15 protein-coding genes are annotated in these 18,718 nt (G+C 40.9%); 4 read left to right on the top strand and 11 right to left on the bottom strand.

Features of this window, described 5'->3' with window-relative positions; translation table 11 throughout:
* Positions 1-104: 104 nt before the first annotated feature.
* The 5 genes from hemN to C9J51_RS15455 all read right to left on the bottom strand — a co-directional run bounded on the left by hemN (position 105) and on the right by C9J51_RS15455 (position 4,825).
* Positions 105-1,478: an oxygen-independent coproporphyrinogen III oxidase gene (gene hemN / locus C9J51_RS15475; protein WP_045036846.1), complete on the bottom strand. Its 1,374-nt coding sequence runs from the start codon at positions 1,476-1,478 to the stop codon at positions 105-107.
* A gap of 147 nt (positions 1,479-1,625) precedes the next feature.
* The gene (locus C9J51_RS15470; protein WP_045036847.1) at positions 1,626-2,105 is read right to left on the bottom strand and encodes a DUF2489 domain-containing protein; all 480 of its coding nucleotides are present in this window, start codon (positions 2,103-2,105) and stop codon (positions 1,626-1,628) included.
* Between the two features lie 3 nt (positions 2,106-2,108).
* Positions 2,109-2,663 (bottom strand): Der GTPase-activating protein YihI, encoded by a 555-nt coding sequence (gene yihI / locus C9J51_RS15465; protein WP_045036848.1) that lies wholly within the window; start codon positions 2,661-2,663, stop codon positions 2,109-2,111.
* Positions 2,663-3,304 (bottom strand): class I SAM-dependent methyltransferase, encoded by a 642-nt coding sequence (locus tag C9J51_RS15460; RefSeq protein ID WP_045036849.1) that lies wholly within the window; start codon positions 3,302-3,304, stop codon positions 2,663-2,665. The genes yihI and C9J51_RS15460 overlap by 1 nt, the downstream gene beginning before the upstream one ends.
* A gap of 903 nt (positions 3,305-4,207) precedes the next feature.
* Complete coding sequence (locus C9J51_RS15455) at positions 4,208-4,825, bottom strand: c-type cytochrome (protein WP_045040177.1); 618 nt, start codon at positions 4,823-4,825, stop codon at positions 4,208-4,210.
* Between the two features lie 156 nt (positions 4,826-4,981).
* Between C9J51_RS15455 and yihA the strand changes: the two genes are divergently transcribed.
* Positions 4,982-5,650: a ribosome biogenesis GTP-binding protein YihA/YsxC gene (gene yihA, locus C9J51_RS15450; RefSeq protein WP_045036851.1), complete on the top strand. Its 669-nt coding sequence runs from the start codon at positions 4,982-4,984 to the stop codon at positions 5,648-5,650.
* A 641-nt stretch (positions 5,651-6,291) separates the two neighbouring features.
* On the opposite strand, the gene C9J51_RS19795 is transcribed toward yihA, so the two are convergent.
* Positions 6,292-6,339 (bottom strand): hypothetical protein, encoded by a 48-nt coding sequence (locus C9J51_RS19795; protein ID WP_438616993.1) that lies wholly within the window; start codon positions 6,337-6,339, stop codon positions 6,292-6,294.
* Positions 6,340-6,519: 180 nt separating this feature from the next.
* Positions 6,520-9,291 carry a DNA polymerase I gene (gene polA, locus C9J51_RS15445; RefSeq protein WP_107237803.1) on the bottom strand — a complete coding sequence of 924 codons (2,772 nt, stop codon included), beginning with the start codon at positions 9,289-9,291 and terminating at the stop codon, positions 6,520-6,522.
* A gap of 376 nt (positions 9,292-9,667) precedes the next feature.
* Between polA and elbB the strand changes: the two genes are divergently transcribed.
* Entirely contained in the window at positions 9,668-10,318 is a 651-nt protein-coding gene (elbB, locus tag C9J51_RS15440; protein WP_045040180.1) for an isoprenoid biosynthesis glyoxalase ElbB, read from the top strand.
* A gap of 293 nt (positions 10,319-10,611) precedes the next feature.
* Here the strand turns inward: elbB and C9J51_RS15435 are convergent, their stop codons facing one another.
* The 3 genes from C9J51_RS15435 to recQ form a co-directional block, all read right to left on the bottom strand.
* On the bottom strand, positions 10,612-11,349 hold the full coding sequence (locus C9J51_RS15435; RefSeq protein ID WP_082301494.1) for a 7-cyano-7-deazaguanine/7-aminomethyl-7-deazaguanine transporter: 738 nt from the start codon (positions 11,347-11,349) through the stop codon (positions 10,612-10,614).
* Positions 11,350-11,455: 106 nt separating this feature from the next.
* Complete coding sequence (locus tag C9J51_RS15430; RefSeq protein WP_045040181.1) at positions 11,456-11,758, bottom strand: DUF3630 family protein; 303 nt, start codon at positions 11,756-11,758, stop codon at positions 11,456-11,458.
* 9 nt (positions 11,759-11,767) lie between these two features.
* The gene (gene recQ / locus C9J51_RS15425) at positions 11,768-13,612 is read right to left on the bottom strand and encodes an ATP-dependent DNA helicase RecQ (protein ID WP_045040182.1); all 1,845 of its coding nucleotides are present in this window, start codon (positions 13,610-13,612) and stop codon (positions 11,768-11,770) included.
* Positions 13,613-14,229: 617 nt separating this feature from the next.
* Here recQ and ggt point away from each other — a divergent pair.
* A complete protein-coding gene (gene ggt / locus C9J51_RS15420; protein WP_407675588.1) occupies positions 14,230-15,954 on the top strand; it encodes a gamma-glutamyltransferase in 1,725 nt (574 codons plus the stop codon).
* Positions 15,955-16,023: 69 nt separating this feature from the next.
* Here ggt and uvrD read toward each other — a convergent pair whose 3' ends face one another.
* Positions 16,024-18,195, bottom strand: coding sequence for a DNA helicase II (gene uvrD / locus C9J51_RS15415; protein ID WP_045040184.1), 2,172 nt, complete (start codon positions 18,193-18,195; stop codon positions 16,024-16,026).
* Positions 18,196-18,441: 246 nt separating this feature from the next.
* On the opposite strand from uvrD, the gene C9J51_RS15410 reads away from it, so the two are divergent.
* Positions 18,442-18,717, top strand: a complete 276-nt coding sequence (locus C9J51_RS15410) for a BufA1 family periplasmic bufferin-type metallophore (RefSeq protein ID WP_045036857.1) — start codon at positions 18,442-18,444, stop codon at positions 18,715-18,717.
* The last annotated feature ends 1 nt before the right edge of the window (position 18,718 follow it).

Raw genomic sequence — 18,718 nt, 5'->3', positions numbered from 1 at the left:
AATAACGTCGCGCTAACGACCAATAATGCACATAACAAAACGCCTCGGTTTCACGTGAAACCGAGGCGTTTTTTATAACAATATTACTAAGAATTAACTAAGGATTAGATAACCCGTGAGAACTGCTGCTGGCGAGCACGATTACGTAAATATTTATCAAAACACATACAAATATTACGAATCAACAACCGCCCTTTTAGCTCAACATAAATGATATTGTCACCCACAGTCACTAATTCATCACCAATGAATGTCTGTAGCAATTGTAAGTCTTCGCTAAAATAGCTATCAAAATCAATATTAAATTCAGTTTCAATCGCACGTTTATCTAATTGGAAATTACAAATTAATGCTTTAATCACTTCACGACGTAACAAGTCATCAGCGTCTAAGGTTACCCCTTTCCACAATGCCGTTTGTTGTTCTGCCATTTGGCTATAATACAATTTCAATTCTTTTTGGTTTTGCGCATAACAATCACCAATCATTGAAATAGCAGAAACACCCATACCTAATAAATCACAATCACCTTGGGTGGTATAACCTTGGAAATTACGGTGCAAAATACCATCACGCTGCGCAACCGCTAATTCATCATCCGGTAACGCAAAGTGATCCATACCAATAAACTGATACCCTGCCCCCGTTAACGTCGCAATCGTATCTTGTAAAATGGCTAACTTTTCTGTTGCTGACGGTAATTGATCTTCATGAATTTTACGTTGAGCGGCAAACAAGGTCGGCATATGAGCATAGTTAAACACTGATAATCGACCCGGTTTCATGATTAACACTTGCTGTAATGTCTCAGCAAACAATGCTTTGGTCTGTAATGGTAAACCATAAATTAAATCAAGGTTGGTTGAGCGATAACCTAACTCACGCGCGCGTTCCACCATCGCAAAAATAAAACCTTCATCTTGCTCGCGGTTAACTAACTTCTGCACGTCTTTATTAAAATCTTGCACCCCGATACTTAAGCGGTTGAAGCCTTCATTGCGAAGGTGGTCAAGAATACTCAATTCAATTTCACGGGGATCAACTTCAATACTGATTTCAGCATCAGCATCAAAATTAAATGCACTGCGTAGTGCTGTCATTAAACGACTAATTTGTGCCGCCGTTAAGAATGTAGGCGTACCGCCGCCCCAGTGCAATTGACTCACTTGACGATCACCAAGTAAGGTCGCACGTTGCTTAATTTCTTGCTCAAGCACATCTAAATATTGATCTGCTTTATCTTGATGGCGCGTAATAATTTTATTACAGCCACAGTAGTAACAAAGCTTGTGACAAAATGGGATATGGATATAAAGTGATAGTTTACGATCAGGATATTGCTGACATGCCATCTCAAATTCAGCAGAAGTAAATGCTTGATTAAACTCTAGTGCGGTCGGGTAAGAAGTATAACGCGGGCCTGAATAATTATATTTTTCAATCAGGGCCTGATCCCAAATAATCTGCTCATTTGACATGACATTGTTCCAATTTGGTGAAGATAGAATAAATAGAGTGTGTCACCATTTGACGAAAAGTAAAACCTATCCCTGTTGTTCAATTTACACTCTGAACAAAAACAAACACCGCCAATAAATGGCGGTGTTAATAATAACGATAATGAGTTAAACCTTGGTTGACAGGATGGCATCTAATTCAAGTTTAATATCAGCTTGTAGACGAGACTCAGCTTTCATGCGTTCAAGATCAAATCGCATTCGGCTTTGTTTTTCTATTTGCTGACGCGCATCGCCACGCGGCATATCTTTAACGACTTGATACAAATCAGTTAATGCCGGATACGTTGCTGCAAAATCAACATGTTTATCTGCTTGCAACACTTCCATTAATTTATATAACCGAATCGCGGCTTCAGACATATCACACTGTTCTTGTTTACATGCCATTGCGATAATAAAGACGCTTTCTAATATATTGTCGTTTCTAGCTTTAATTGCTTCAGCTTGTTGCTCAGCAGCGCGGGCTAAAAACAATTTATGCCGTTGTTGCTGTTTAGAAAGCTTAACTAATAACAATCCAGCGTATATTGCTAATCCAACCACAATGACGCCACCAATAACAAACAGAAGTGTTATTCCCTGCAACGGTTACTCCTTATCGAAATTATCAAAATCCATATTTTCAAATTGCGCTAATAAATCATCATCTGAACGAGGCTTTGACTTAGCTTTAGCGCTTTCTTTCACTGGCGCAGCAACGTCTTCAACAACATCTAATAAACCAAGTTGCTTCATTAAACGTTCAATGCGATCTAACTTAAGGTCAACTTGCTTTTGCAAACCAGCCCCTAGTTTTTCACCAGCATCAATACGATCTAATAACACCATCAATTGAGCATCATTTTCAAGCATTGCAAGCTCTTGCTCTGCTGATAAACGACGCTGTTGTTTATTTTGTGGTTTTTTAGGCTCAACAATAAGTGGAACTAATTTTTTACTGCCTAAACGTGGATCTTTTTTCTGGCCACCATTACGCTGCTTATTATCTTCAACAGCTGAATGACGACTACCTGATTTTAAGCCTTTACGTTTTTTCGCCTTTTGGCGTTCACGTGTCTCAACATCAACTTTAGTATTTGATTTTTCACGGTATACAGCAGGGCCTTCAGAACCTACGGTGCGCGCTCTTTTTTTACGGGTCATTACTGGGGTTTCCTCAGCAAAATCACATCATTTCCAACAAACTCAACTTCAAGGCCATCTCGTTGTGCTAAAAAGCAAAACGTATCATGACAAAAAAAGCTAACATGGGTTGGGTCGTTCTTGTAGTACCAATGCGCAAAGGCATCAGTGTCGGTTACTAGTTTAGTCATAATCCCAAGCCAACCGCCGGGTTTGACTAAACGTAGCAACAGCCCCCATTCCTTCGCAGGCTGATAAAAATGCTCGATTGCTTCTGTGCAAGTAACAAAATCATACTGACCCTTTAATACTACAGATTGTGCTGCAAAATAAGGATCGTAGATTGTCATAGTATACCCCATTTCAGTCAACATCACTGACAAGGTCGGCCCGGGGCCGCTACCAAAATCCAACCCTAATAACGGGGGCGGTGGTAATCGTGTCACAAGTGGTGTTGCTAACCGCCCTAAAAATTGTCGATAATTATCATCATCAGGGTTATTCCGATGTTGATCATAAACAGATTTTTCTTGGGACGATATTAAATGGGTTGTCGGATCGGCATAAATTAATGCACATTGTAAACAGCGAAAATAATCACGTTTAGTATCTGCTACTAGCCATAAATTATCTTTACTACCACAAAGTGGACATCTATCCATTGTCTTCTCCACAACGACTGAATGTTTACGAACAGCAGCAGCGGTGTAAAATCGAGCGGGCTATTCTATACCCAATTGCAGTTAAGATGTAGTTCTGCTGACAAATTGTTCAATTTATTCAGCTATTATATCGGGATAAGAAGTAAAATATCACATGTAAATCATGAGAATAACCTTCACTCACACCAAAATTTAGACGAAAAAAAAGCAATAGGTCTGCACCTATCGCTCTATGGGGTAAGCTATGAGCTTATAATTCTGTCTAGTCTTTCCGTAACCAGCAAGCAACGTCCCGGTTTAACAAATATCCATTTATTATAATTGCGGTCCATGCCAATATTGTTCGTCACTATCCTAGTGAATTTTCGCATCCATTTTTACCCATCCATGGTGTAACAACTTATCCTAAGTTGGCGATCCCTATCGCAATGTTACGCTCCAATAACTATACCACCATCCTTATGCGATACATCGTCCTGATGTACCTGAGCTATATTACTATAGCTACCCTCTATTCCTTGAGTGTCTACCTTGACAATCCCTACGCATCCCGCGTCTATTCTAGTCTCCTGACCAGACGTCCTGTGCTTCCTTTAAGCATCCAATGCTTAAGCTATCCTAGCGCTTCCTTCCTGTGTCGCATTCCTTGTCGACAGGGAGTAATTTACCTGAAGTCATTATTAAAACAATGTATCAAGATCACACTTTTCAACACGTATTTATCAGCAATAAACAAGTGTCTGTTCTATAAAACAAAAAAATAATCGACTACAGATCAAATCATTATAATTACCATCAGCAATGGTCAATCTCTTACAGCGCTACAGGCGAATTCACCGTTACTAAAACATTAAAAAAAAGTAACGTCAGGCAACTTTTCACATAAAACGGCTAATACCGTCATTAATGCAACCCACCAACATAAGCAGAGAGTGCTTCAATTTCATTATCATTAAGCTTAACCGCCGCCGAACGCATCATTGCATTGAGGTCGTTATTACGTGCGCTGGAGCGAAATGCTTGTAATTGTAATTGAATATATTGTGCATTTTGACCCGAGATTTTGGGGAACCCCGATAAGCTGGTGCCATTACCGCGTGGGCCATGACAACTGATACACGCGGCAATACCCCGGTCGGAATCGCCAAAACGGTATAATGGTTCCGCAATCGCAATCACATTCTCAGGCGTGGTATTACCAGAAATAGGCAGAGAAGAAAAATACGCACCGAGATCGGCCATATCGGTAGCTGATAATGCCGCAGCCATACCCGCCATAATTGCATTACTACGACCTTGAGCACCGCTACTGGTCACGGCTAATTTATAATCAGCAAGTTGTTTTACTAAATAATCAGCATGTTGGCCTGCTAACTTAGGGTATTGTCCTATTATTACATTACCATCATTACCATGGCATGCGACACAAGTGGCGGCTTTTAATTTACCCGCATCAATGTCTCCTTGTGCCCAAGCCGAATAACTTGCCATCAGAGTAAATATTAAAACTAATTTTTTCATGACATTCCATTTATAATTATAGAGCTTCCGTACCACAAGTAATGCTCAGTGACATGGTATACAATACGACCATAAACCAAACACGGTTTAATATATCTTAGACAATTTCACAAAAAAGCGCTTTTTTTACAACATCAGCGCTTGACGGAGTTAACAGTGAATCAACCTCTCAACTATAGAAATACCAGTTTTATCACAAGTGCACCGGACATTCGTCACTTGCCACAAGATGCCGGCGTTGAGATCGCATTTGCTGGTCGCTCCAATGCGGGTAAATCAAGTGCACTAAATCGCCTAACCGATCAAAAAGGTTTGGCTCGTACTTCTAAAACCCCAGGCCGTACGCAATTAATCAACATGTTTGAAATCATTAATGGCTGTAACTTAATTGACTTACCAGGCTATGGTTTTGCTCAAGTACCGCTTGAACTCAAACTAAAATGGCAAAAAGCTTTAGGTGAATACCTGCAACGCCGTGAATGTTTACAAGGTTTAGTGGTATTGATGGATATTCGTCACCCAATGAAAGACCTTGATCAGCAAATGATTAATTGGGCAATTGAAAGTAGTTTGCCAGTATTAGTACTATTAACTAAAGCTGACAAATTAAAAAGCGGTGCGCGTAAAGCACAAGTATTAAAAATCCGTGAAATGTCGAAAGAATTTGGCGGTAACGTTCAGGTTGAAGCTTTCTCTGCATTGAAGGGAATTGGCGTAGATCAAGTACGTAATAAACTTGATGAGTGGTATGCACCAGAACTAGAACGTCAGCGTGTATTGGCCGCTGACGATAGTGAAGTTTTTAATCTGCCGTCAGCAGAATAAACACCACACTAGACTAAAAATACCCCACCGTCATTGGTGGGGTAAATACAAATAAGTAACGTTAACAAATCGTTGTAATAACTTTCAAGAAATGCCCCCATTCGACACCTCTCTGCGTTAAATCTTCTACTACTCCTGATCACGCGACATTATTTTAAACAAAAAACAAGCTCACTAATTGTTAATAATTTAATCTTTTTGTGGAATAAAATTACATCGTCAATTGTTTAAAAAAAAACCAAAAAAAAAGCCATTCTCAATGCCGAGAATGGCTATTCCATGTCTTTGTTTGTCGGCAAGTCATTATTACTGACCCACAAAACCAAATATGAACAAGAAGCTGTAATCATTATAGCCTGCCAATTTTAAATTTAAAGTATTTACTCTAAAAAATATGCTAACAAATACAAATCAGCCTCGAAAATAGATCAACCAACCAAAAATAAGTGAGACTTATCATAAAAAAGCAGCAATATTGTTACTTTAGCGTGAAAAACAAACACAAATAAGCCGCGACAAACATCGAAGATAGAAATAATAAAAAAGGAAATTAATGCGAGAATATCGCTATAGCGCAGATAAATTTGATGTTGGCACCATAAAAAACGCCCCAGTCCAATAAATAGACTGGGGCAGCTGAATCAGCCAAATCCAATAACGTGAAACAAAAGGTCTGAAAGATAGAACATCTTACCTCTGTACCCTACGTCATCAACTGTATATCAATTGCTCAGTTTTTGGAAGTCTTTGTTGTAGTTTTTTTTCATAATATTGTAAGTAATTTTTACATATTCGTTCTTAATTTTAACAAAAAAATAGCTAATCTTACGATCAGCTATCATTTTTTGATCAAGAAATAACAGTATTAATTAGTGGGCTTGATCCCAGTTATCACCGCAACCAGTATCGGCAATTAATGGCACGGCTAACGTTGCCGCTTGCTCCATTAACTCACGTACTTTAGCGGTAACGCTGTCTAATACTGAAGCTTCTACTTCAAACACCAATTCATCGTGTACTTGCATTAACAAACTAACTTGCCCTTGTGGTTGCTGTTGTACCCATTCATCAACGGCAATCATGGCAAATTTAATAATATCAGCAGCTGTACCTTGCATTGGAGCATTGATTGCTGCTCGTTCAGCCGCTTTTCGACGTAAACCATTACGCGCTTTAATATCAGGAAGATACAAACGACGACCAAATAAGGTTTCAACATAACCAAGTTCAGCAGCACTATTACGGGTACTTTCCATGTATTCTAAAACGCCGGGGTAGCGTTCAAAATACACATTCATATAGTCTTGTGCTTCATTACGACCCATATCAAGTTGCTTGGCTAAACCAAATGCACTCATGCCGTAAATTAAACCAAAGTTAATGGCTTTCGCGCGTCGACGTTGCTCAGTACTCACATCATCAATCGCTAACCCTAAAATTTCAGCGGCGGTTGCAGCGTGAATATCTTTACCATCTCGGAATGCATCCAGCAGCGCTTGGTCACCCGAAAGATGCGCCATAATACGCAATTCAATTTGAGAGTAATCGACTGCCAGAATTTTATAACCCGGTTTAGCAACAAATGCTTGGCGAATACGACGCCCTTCTTGATTACGAACTGGAATATTTTGTAGGTTAGGCTCGCTTGATGATAGACGCCCCGTCACCGTTCCAGATTGATGATAAGAAGTATGAACACGGCCTGTTACTGCATTCACCATTTTAGGTAACTTATCAGTATAAGTGGATTTTAATTTCGCTAAGCCACGGTATTCTAATAACAATTTAGGTAATGGATAATCTAACGCCAACTCTTGTAGTACTTCTTCATTCGTTGAAGGCGTACCTGAAGGAGTTTTTTTAATAACCGGTAATCCCATTTTTTCAAATAGAATCGCTTGTAATTGCTTTGGTGAACTTAAATTAAATTCTTCACCCGCTAATTCATAAGCCAGTTTTTCTATTTCATCTAATCGCTGTGCTAATTCGATCGATTGCGCCCCTAACAAAGCAGAATCAATGTAAACACCGGTACGTTCCATGCGAGATAATACTGGCACTAACGGCATTTCAATTGTTTCAAATACTTTATTCAGCTTTTCATCTGCTACAACTTTTGGATATAACGCATGATGAAGACGTAGCGTAATATCAGCATCTTCAGCAGCATACGGTCCTGCTTGCTCAAGATCGATTTGATTAAAGGTTAATTGTTTCTTACCTTTACCGGCAATCTCTTCAAAACTGATATTTTTATGCTCAAGATAACGTAGCGCTAAGCTGTCCATATCATGGCGACCAACAACGCTGTTATAAACATAAGATTCAAGCATGGTATCAAATTTAATACCCTGCATATCAATGTCATAGCGTGCAACAATGCTGGCATCAAATTTTAAATTTTGACCCACTTTAGCTAAATTTTTATCTTCTAATAATGGTTTTAATTGTGCTAAGACCCAATCACGATCAAGTTGCGCTGGCGCATCAAGATAATCATGAGCAACAGGCACATACGCCGCTTTGCCTTCTTCAACCGCAAATGACACCCCAATTAAATTAGCGGTCATGTAATCAAGACCATCAGTTTCAGTATCAAATGCAAATACATCGGCATTTTTTAGCTGGGTTAACCAATGATTAAAACTTGCTTCATCAAGGACGGTTTCATAACCACTACGATCAATCGTTGGCGCAATGATTTTAGGTTCAGTTGGCGCAGTTGCTGCACTTTCATCAGCAACAATGCGGCCATCACTGCCATCCAACATTTCGGTTAGCCAGCGACGGAACTGTAATTTACCAAACAATTCAGTTAGTGCATCAATGTCTGGTACACCTTTACATAATTGTTCAGGGGCAAGTTCTAATTCAACATCAAGCTTGATCGTCGCTAACTTATAAGACATATAAGCCGCTTCTTTATTATCAATCAGCTTTTTAGCCATGGTTTTTGAGCCACGAAAGCCTAGCGCTGCAATATCATCAAGATTGGCATACAAAGTATCTAAGCCACCAAGACCTTGCAATAACGCTGTCGCCGTTTTTTCACCAACACCAGGAACGCCAGGAATGTTATCAGCCTTATCCCCCATTAACGCTAAGTAATCGATAATAAACTCAGGGCCAACACCAAATTTTTCCTTAACGCCAGCGGCATCCATCACCACATCCGTCATGGTATTGATCAAAGTAATATGTTGATCAACCAACTGCGCCATATCTTTATCGCCAGTACTGATCAATACCGGGATTCCTAGCTTAGAGGCCTGTGTTGCTAGCGTACCGATCACATCATCCGCTTCAACGCCAGAGATCGCGATCAACGGTAATCCCATCGCTTTGATCACTGCATGTAATGGTTCAATCTGGCCACGAAGATCCTCCGGCATCGGTGGGCGGTTAGCTTTATATTCAGGGTAGATATCATCACGGAATGTCTTACCTTTAGCATCAAAGATAACCGCAAAACGATCAGTTGAGAACTGACGTAACATGCTGCGTAACATATTAACCACACCATAAATTGCACCTGTTGGTTCACCATCTGAATTAGTGAAATTAGGGGCGGCATGGTAAGCGCGATAAAGGTAAGAGGATCCATCGATAAGGATCAATGGATTTTCAGGAATCGTAGCCATAAGGTTATTCTTATATCCGAGCGAAAGTAGTTCAGGTTAGGTCTATTATCGACCAATTTTATCCCTACACCACAGAAAAAATGCAATATTTACTAGAATGCCATGCTCAACCGCAACTGTTAACTGCTGTTTTGTGTTATTCATCCATTTTCTGTGGATAACTTTGTTAGTATTTAATTTACGCCAGTTGATCGTTTTTTATCTGAAAATAAAAATTACTCATGATTGTATTTATTTTCATATACTTAATAAGAAAGCTTAAATTAGATCCTCGATCCCATATTGATCATTGATTGTGGACAACCTTAGCTAGATAATCTTAACCAAGCCAATAATAACAACAATATAAGTCTATTTGATTAGTTAGGATGCCATTATGAAGAAAATTGCGGTAATTTTAAGCGGTTCAGGGGTATTTGATGGAACCGAGATCCATGAAGCAGTATTGGCTTTATTAGCCATCGAGCAACAAGGGGCAAGCTGGCACTGTTTTGCTCCCAACATCGATCAATATCAGGTTATTAATCACCTTACTGGTGAAGTCAGTCATGAAACCCGTAATGTTTTAGTCGAATCAGCACGAATTGCACGCGGCAATATTTTTGATGTCGCCACCTTGAATATTAATGACTATGACGCCTTGTTAGTACCCGGTGGATTTGGTGCCGCCAACAATTTATCTGATTTTGCACTCCATGGCAGCGCATGTCAGATCAACGAAGACGTTAAACAAGCCTGCCAAGCGTTTGCTCAAGCCAATAAACCTGCGGGTTATTTATGTATTGCGCCAACCTTGATCCCGCAGATCTATGGTCCCGGCGCAAAAGCCACGATCGGTAATGATCCTGACACTGCTGCTGCATTTAATACCATGGGAGGTGAGCATATTCAGTGCCCTGTTGATGATTTTGTGTTGGATCAGAAACGACGTCTATTAACCACACCGGCTTATATGTTGGCAACCAACATTAGTGAAGCGGCAACAGGAATCAATAAACTGGTACGAGAGCTAATAAAATTAGCATAAACGGCATAATAAACAGTAAACGCTTAAAAAAGAAAAAGCGACGCACTGTGTGATGCGTCGCTCAGCAAAAGTAGTAATCGGTTTTTAGCCCTACACTAAGCACCATTACCAAGCTGAAGTACACTGGAAGCAATGTGAGCAATGTCGTGCCTCAAGCATCAGAAAAAGGGGTTTCTCTGTTGTTTGAAAGCATGCTAATAATAACCATTCTCAACTAAAATGCAATATCTAATTGAGATTAATTCCCACTTAGAGCCACTGTATAACCTACCTCAACAAAAAAGTATTATCTCTTATTTAATCACGCTTGCCGTGTCAGAAAGTGATGATTGCTTTAATGTGGTTAGCTTATTAATTAAATAGTTAAGCAACACCCCATATAAAGGTACAAATAAACCCAAACTAATAATTAATTTAAAGCTGTAATCCACCAGCGCAATTTCAGTCCAATTTTGTGCCATAAAAGCGTCAGGGCTGTGATAAAACGCAATACTAAAAAAGGCAGTCGTATCAAGTGCATTACCAATAATGGTCGATGCTGTTGGCGCAATCCACCATTGCTTCATTTGACGTAGGCGATTAAACACCGATACATCCAATATTTGTCCCAATAGGTACGCCATAAAACTCGCGATCGCAATACGGGCAACAAAAAGATTGAATTCGGCCAAATGAGCAAAGCCTTGATATTGACCTTGAAAGAATAGGACTGACAACACATACGACACAATAAGAGCCGGAGCCATTACTCGCCAAATAATTTTACGAGCCATTCCGGCACCAAAAATACGTACCGTTAGATCTGTTGCTAAAAAAATAAACGGAAAGGTAAATGCCCCCCAAGTGGTGTGATAACCAAAAATAGTAAACGGGAGTTGAACGAGATAATTACTTGATGCGATCACTACTAAATGAAACGCGACCAAATATGATAAAGCCTTGTGCTGTTGAGCTGCCGAAAAAACAGTCGTTGTTACATTGAATGTAGCTGTATTAGCTGTTGTTGCGTTGGATTTGAATAAAGCAGTCATGAAAGACCTTTTTGTCATTGGGGGGAGGGAACCCAAACATTTTCATTGCCAGCGATAACCACCAGCAACACCAGGGCGGCGATTATACAGCACAGCATTTATTTGCCTAGTAGTAAGACAATAACTGTTGAATAAAAATTAAAGGCTCAATGTCATTCAAGGTCAGTAACTCCAGCCACATCGACGCGGTGTAATATTCAGCTTTAAGTAATAACTGACACCCTTCAAAGTCAATTAGCCACTGTTGAAGGTCAGCACTTTGCTCTTGTTCAACCAAGGTTGCATCTAAACGCTGTAATAATGCCATTGCAACCACAGCAAAATCATCAAATTCAAACACTGCGGGGGTAACAATTAACGTTCCCTGTTCAAGGTTTATTTGAAGCCAATTAACATCATTATCCATCATGTATTACCGCTAATTATGCTCATCGGCCGCCATTAAATGATCGCCAATCAATTGCAAAAATACCACCCCAAATTTTTCTAACTTACGCTGACCTACCCCATTTATCGCCAAAAACTCACCTTTTGAACTTGGTAAGCGCTCCGCCATTTCCATCAAACTAGCGTCATTAAAGACCACATACGGTGGAATATCATCGTCATCAGCAATCGCTTTACGTAGCTTACGTAACTTCGCAAATAATTTTTTGTCATACTGACGATTAGCCATTCGATCCACTTTACTGCTGCGAGCAGCAGTATCAAGCCGAGGAACCGCCAATGATAACGCCATTTCGGCGCGTAATAATGGTCGTGCTTGCTCTGTAAGTTGCAATACTGAATTACGGCTAATATTTTGGGTTAAGAATCCACGATGAATCAATTGGCGTAAAATACTGACCCAATATTCATGGCTATATTCACGCCCAATACCATAGGTGGTTAATTTATCATGGCCGTATTCACGAATACGTTGATTCTGCATTCCACGTAAAACATCAATAACATATGTAAGACCAAAATTCTGATTCACACGGTATACACACGATAAGGCTTTTTGAGCGGCTTCAACGGCATCAAATTGTTGCGGGGGATCAAGGCACACATCGCAGTTCCCACACGGTTGACGTTGATCTTCACCAAAATAATGTAATAACACTTGGCGACGACAACTTTGCGCTTGAGCAAATGCACCCATAGCATGCAGTTTATGCAATTCAACATCACGCTGTGCATCATGAGGTTTTTCATCAACACAACGGCGTAACCACGCTAAATCAGCTGGGTCATAAAGTAATAACGCTTCTGCGGGCAAACCATCTCGTCCAGCACGTCCGGTTTCTTGATAATAGGATTCAATATTACGTGGAATATCAAAATGAACCACAAACCGCACATTGGGTTTATTGATCCCCATTCCAAATGCTACCGTCGCGACGACCACATGAATATCATCCCGCTGAAAAGCCTCTTGAACAGCGCTGCGTTGTTGATACTCCATGCCAGCATGATACGCCGCCGCTCGAATACCACTTTCACACAATTTTTCGCTGATCTGTTCCACTTTCTTGCGGCTATTACAATAAATAATCCCGCACTGACCGCGCACCGTCGCCAAATAGCGGCTTAATTGTGTTAACGGTTTATGTTTTTCCCATAGGGTGTAGCGAATATTAGGTCGATCAAAACTGCCTAAATAACAATGAGGATCGGTTAACCCCAACCGACTAATAATGTCTTGTCGTGTTGCGTCATCAGCCGTCGCCGTTAACGCCATCACGGGCAACGGTGAAAATTGCTGTTTCAGTAGCCCTAATGCCGCATATTCTGGTCGAAAATCATGTCCCCATTGAGAAACACAGTGAGCCTCATCGACAGCAACCATCGCTAAATCAAGTTGCTGCAACCGTTCAATAAAATCACGCATTAGCACCCGTTCAGGCGAAGCATAAACTAACCGTAACTCGCCAGTTTGCATCGCATCAAACGTCGCTTGAATCTCTTCACGTGACATCGCTGAATGAATACAGCCAGCACTAACACCATTGGCATTTAATTGGTCGACTTGATCTTTCATTAGCGAAATAAGCGGTGAGATCACCAAGGTTAATCCCGGCATCATTAACGCTGGAATTTGGTAACACAATGATTTCCCGCCCCCCGTAGGCATAATCACCAAACAATCATTACCTGCCGTGATCGCATCAATCACGGCTTGTTGACCTTGCCTAAATTCTTGATAGCCAAATACATCCTGCAAAATTTCTTGGCTGGATAATAATGATGGCAATACGGACAAAGGAGCAACAGCTGACATGGTAAGACTCTTCGCTAAACAGGGCAGCCATTCTATACCTAAATGAGCATTAGATGCGAGTCAGCTCCTCGTTTACGCATTGATTCTTCTGATACCAAAAACACATACCTTAGCCATGATCAGCCACCTTATGCGGTAATACATCGTATCGTACTAACCGTTATCAATACCGTTTTCAGCTGCAATTTCTAGTTATTGTTTAATTTATCCATTTTAATGTAATACCTTTGCTGGTTATTACGTTCTCCATTCCCCAAAAAACAATTAACTAGATAATTAATAAGAAAAATAAATGATAACCTATCAAATACTCTCTTTTTTTTCATTGGTTAGTTATTCAACAATCATTACATTAACCTCAACCTGAAACGTTGAGAGCTCATGTTATTATTGTTATTTACTCCGTTAATCTCTTTATTAGCGCTCTAATTAATTAAAACCAACATATTGAGTAAATAATATTCGCGATATTCCTTAAAAATAATGAGATATACGGGGTTTTTTCTGCCATCATTAATCACATTAAAAGACTACATAGCGTCCCCCCTCTTTTGCGTTGCTGATTACAAGGATCTGTTATGCTCAAAATTACGCCATCACTATTACGTCTCATTACAATGTGTAGCTGTGCAGTTCCTATCTTTGCCGTTTCCGCGCAACAGCTCAGTGATACCATCATTCCTGAAACTAGCGTCGCTCAACAACCCTCACAATTAGTCCAAGGCAAACAATGGATGATTACCAGTGCTAATCACTATGCCAGTGAAGCGGGTGCAGCAATATTACGTCAGGGAGGGAATGCCGTTGATGCTATGGTCGCCACCCAATTAGTTTTAGGCTTGGTTGAACCGCAATCATCCGGCATTGGTGGCGGTGGGTTTTTAGTGTATTGGGATAGTGATAATCACCAAATGACGACCTTTGATGGACGCGAAACAGCACCGTTTGCGGTAACACCACGCCTATTTCAAGATAAAAATGGGCAACCCTTAGCGTTTTATGATGCCGTTGTCGGTGGCCGCTCTGTTGGTACACCCGGTACGATTAAATTATTGTGGAATAGCCACCAGCAATACGGGCAATTAGACTGGAAAAAACTGTTTCAACCAGCCATCAAACTGGCTAAAAATGGCTTTATTGTGAGCCCTCGTTTAGCCGCATTAGTCGCGAAAGATGCCACTCATTTACAACGCTGGCCTGTCACTAAAAATTATTTTTTTGATGCCCAAGGTAAACCGATTCAAGCGGGCCAAAAATTAATTAATCAACCTTATGCCGATACCCTGCGTAAAATTGCCGATTATGGTCAAAAAGCATTTTACCAAGGGGATATTGCACGAGAGATAGTTAATACCGTTCAAAATGCCATCGGTAATCCTGGGGTACTCAGCAGCATTGATTTAGCCAGTTATAAAGTTAAACAACGGGCTCCAATATGCGCCCCTTATCACCAATATCAAATTTGTGGCATGGGACCACCCAGCTCAGGCGCATTAACCCTTGGCCAAATTATGGCGATGCTCAATCATTTCCCATTAGCTAAAATGGGCGCTAATGATATTGCTAGCTGGCGCTTGATTGGTGATGCATCTCGATTAGCGTTTGCTGATCGCGGCCGTTATATGGCAGACAGTGACTATGTACCGATGCCAACCAAAGGCTTACTTGATCCGGCTTACATTCATCAGCGGGCGCAATTATTAGCCACCAATAAAAAATTAACCAACGTCGAAGCAGGATCACCACCATGGGATCATGCCAATCTTCAAACGACTGATGAAGCCATTGAATTACCGTCTACTACCCATTTTGCGATTGTTGATCGCCAAGGTAACGTGGTCTCTATGACCTCAACCATTGAAAACAGTTTTGGTTCACGGTTAATGGTCGGTGGCTTCTTACTTAATAATGAATTAACCGATTTTTCATTTCGTAGCCACATTGATGGCAAACCCATTGCAAATCGAATTGAACCGGGCAAAAGACCGCGTTCATCAATGGCACCGACGATTGTGATGCACAATAATCAGCCCGTATTAGCGATTGGATCGCCCGGTGGCAGTCAAATTATTGGTTATATTGCCAAAACCTTAGTGGCTTACCTTGATTGGGGGATGGATTTACAGCAAGCCATTAGCTTACCTAACATCAATAATCGCTTTGGTCCCTTTGAACTTGAGCAAAATACTTCAGCCACAGCGTGGGCACCTAAGTTTGAACAATTAGGTTATAAAACCGCAGTCAAAGATCTTAATTCAGGTATTCAAGCGATCAGTATTGCGCCTCAGCAGTTAATTGGAGCGGCCGATCCGCGCCGCGAAGGTAAGGTCATCGCTCAATAAACACATAAAAAAGCCCGCCAATGATTAACAATAAGATTAATCACTGGCGGGCTTATTTGTAAATAACGATTATAGTGCGGTTAACTTAGCGTATTGGGTCACTAACCACTTAATCCCTTCACCATTAAAGGCGACTTGCACACGGCTTTGGGCGCCACTGCCTTCAAAGTTAATGATAGTCCCTTCACCAAATTTAGAATGCTGCACTCGCTGCCCTAAACTAAAACCGGTTTCATTGAAGTTATTATTCACTTGAGTTTGGCTAAAACGGCCACTGCTCACTGGACGCGAAACTTGTGCCTTCATTCGTACTTCCTCAACATATTGCTCAGGAATTTCACGAATAAAACGCGATGGCTTATGGAAATTATCTTTACCGTATAAGCGACGCATTTCTGCATAAGTGATATACAGTTTCTTCATTGCCCGTGTCATGCCGACATAACACAAGCGACGCTCTTCTTCTAACCGATCAGCTTCTTCAATGGTGCGAGAGCTTGGGAACATCCCTTCTTCTACACCCACCATAAACACCACGGGGAATTCTAATCCTTTAGCACTGTGCATAGTCATCAATTGCACCGCATCTTCAAAGGCATCCGCTTGACCATCACCCGCTTCTAACGCCGCATGAGCTAAAAAGGCCGATAACGGGCTCATTTCTACCGCTTCTTCTGGAATTTCAAACTGACGGGTTGCGGTTACTAATTCTTCTAAGTTTTCGATTCGCGCTTGGGCTTTTTCGCCTTTTTCTTGTTCATACATTGCCCGTAAACCAGAGTGACGAATAACATCATCCGTCTGTTGGTACATTGGCAATTCAGCAGTGTCATCTTCTAACGCATTAATCAATTCAATAAAACGCTGTAATGCATTTGCCGCACGGCCTGCTAATACTTTTTCATCTAATAACGCTAAACTCGATTGCCACATGGTTAAACTACGATCGCGTGCAGTTAAACGAATCGTTTCTAAGGTTCGATCACCTAAACCACGGGTTGGCGTATTGACGACGCGTTCAAATGAAGCATCATCATTACGATTACCAACAAGGCGCAAATAAGCCAACGCATCTTTAATTTCTTGACGCTCGAAGAAACGCATACCGCCATAAATACGATATGGCATTCCAGCCTGAATTAAGGCTTCTTCTAATACTCGCGATTGAGCATTACTACGGTATAAAAAGGCAGTATCACTAAGGCTTCCACCTTGTTCACGCCACTCTCTGATTTTACCCACAGCAAAGCGGGCTTCATCAAGTTCGTTAAAGGCAGAATACAAAGAAATAGGCTCGCCATCGCCATCTTCTGTCCATAAATTCTTACCCATACGGGCAGTATTATTGGCAATTAGCTCATTAGCAGCATTAAGAATATTGGCCGTCGAACGGTAATTCTGCTCTAAAAATATCGATGATGCGTTGCTGAAATCATTTAAAAAACGCTGAATATTTTCAACTTGCGCACCACGCCAACCATAAATCGATTGGTCATCATCACCGACAATCATCACATGACAATCAGGACCCGCCATTAACCGTAGCCATGCAAATTGAATATTGTTGGTATCTTGAAACTCGTCGACCAAAATATGTTTAAAGCGCGCTTGGTAATGTTCACGAATATGCTTGTTATCACGTAATAACTCAAACGAGCGCAGTAATAACTCTGCAAAATCAACTAAGCCCGCACGATCACACGCTTCTTGATAAGCGGTATAAATGCGTAACCACGTTTGCTCAACAGGATCGTTATAGGTTTCAACGTGCTGTGGGCGTAAACCTTCGTCTTTTTTACCGTTGATATACCACGCACTTTGACGAGCAGGCCAATGTTTTTCATCTAAATTCTGCGCTTTAATCAAACGGCGTAATAACCGCATCTGATCATCAGAATCTAAAATATTAAAATCGTCAGGCAGGCGTGCATCTAAATAATGGGCGCGCAGCATACGGTGACATAAGCCGTGGAAAGTACCATTCCACATACCAGCACTTGAGCCATGCATTAATTCATTAATACGCCCCCGCATTTCTGCGGCCGCTTTGTTGGTAAATGTGACCGACATAATCGAGTACGGGGAAGCTTGTTCAACAGCCAACAACCAAGCAATACGATGCACGAGCACACGGGTTTTACCGCTGCCTGCTCCCGCCAATACTAAGTGATTACCCAACGGCGCAGCCACCGCCTCGCGTTGTTTATCATTGAGTCCATCTAATAGAAGTGAAACGTCCATCGCTATCTACTGGTTATTTATACAATGCTGATGATTATACCAGCCCCAATAAAGATTGCTTCGGTATCTTTATTGCGATTTTCGCAAAACTCGGAAACATAAAAATAACATACACATTAAAATAATTAACATTCAAGTGTAATAAATTTCGCTGTCACCCTGTCTACTATTCTGAGAGCGTATTAATGCCACTACAAAATACCGATTAATAGCAAACCAACACTCAATCATAATCAAGGAACTATCATGAAAAAGACCAATATTGCTTTAGCTTCAGCAATGACAGGATTGATCGCACTAGCAGGAACATTAGCTTCAACAACTGCCGTCGCTGACGAAATGGGCAAAAAAATGGCCAAAGAAAAATGTTATGGCGTCAGCAAAGCAGGTAAAAATGATTGCGCCACTAAAACCAGCTCTTGTGCGGGCTCAGCTAAAGAAGATGCTCAAAAAGATGCGTTTGTAGTTGTGCCTAAAGGACTCTGTGATCGCCTCCATGGTGGTTCAACTAAGGAAGCATAAC

Source organism: Photobacterium iliopiscarium, from assembly GCF_003026395.1.
Lineage (GTDB): Bacteria > Pseudomonadota > Gammaproteobacteria > Enterobacterales > Vibrionaceae > Photobacterium > Photobacterium iliopiscarium.
This window is presented reverse-complemented; position numbering and strand designations above follow the sequence as displayed.

What these genes read in the sequence shown, in the direction of transcription:
- uvrD (WP_045040184.1), bottom strand. Translation starts at nt 18,195, where the DNA reads ATGGACGTTTCACTTCTATTAGATGGACTCAATGATAAACAACGCGAG.
- polA (WP_107237803.1), bottom strand. Translation starts at nt 9,291, where the DNA reads ATGGCTACGATTCCTGAAAATCCATTGATCCTTATCGATGGATCCTCT.
- recQ (WP_045040182.1), bottom strand. Translation starts at nt 13,612, where the DNA reads ATGTCAGCTGTTGCTCCTTTGTCCGTATTGCCATCATTATTATCCAGC.
- C9J51_RS15455 (WP_045040177.1), bottom strand. Translation starts at nt 4,825, where the DNA reads ATGAAAAAATTAGTTTTAATATTTACTCTGATGGCAAGTTATTCGGCT.
- C9J51_RS15410 (WP_045036857.1), top strand. Translation starts at nt 18,442, where the DNA reads ATGAAAAAGACCAATATTGCTTTAGCTTCAGCAATGACAGGATTGATC.
- C9J51_RS15460 (WP_045036849.1), bottom strand. Translation starts at nt 3,304, where the DNA reads ATGGATAGATGTCCACTTTGTGGTAGTAAAGATAATTTATGGCTAGTA.
- elbB (WP_045040180.1), top strand. Translation starts at nt 9,668, where the DNA reads ATGAAGAAAATTGCGGTAATTTTAAGCGGTTCAGGGGTATTTGATGGA.
- yihI (WP_045036848.1), bottom strand. Translation starts at nt 2,663, where the DNA reads ATGACCCGTAAAAAAAGAGCGCGCACCGTAGGTTCTGAAGGCCCTGCT.
- C9J51_RS15430 (WP_045040181.1), bottom strand. Translation starts at nt 11,758, where the DNA reads ATGATGGATAATGATGTTAATTGGCTTCAAATAAACCTTGAACAGGGA.
- C9J51_RS15435 (WP_082301494.1), bottom strand. Translation starts at nt 11,349, where the DNA reads ATGACTGCTTTATTCAAATCCAACGCAACAACAGCTAATACAGCTACA.
- hemN (WP_045036846.1), bottom strand. Translation starts at nt 1,478, where the DNA reads ATGTCAAATGAGCAGATTATTTGGGATCAGGCCCTGATTGAAAAATAT.
- ggt (WP_407675588.1), top strand. Translation starts at nt 14,230, where the DNA reads ATGTGTAGCTGTGCAGTTCCTATCTTTGCCGTTTCCGCGCAACAGCTC.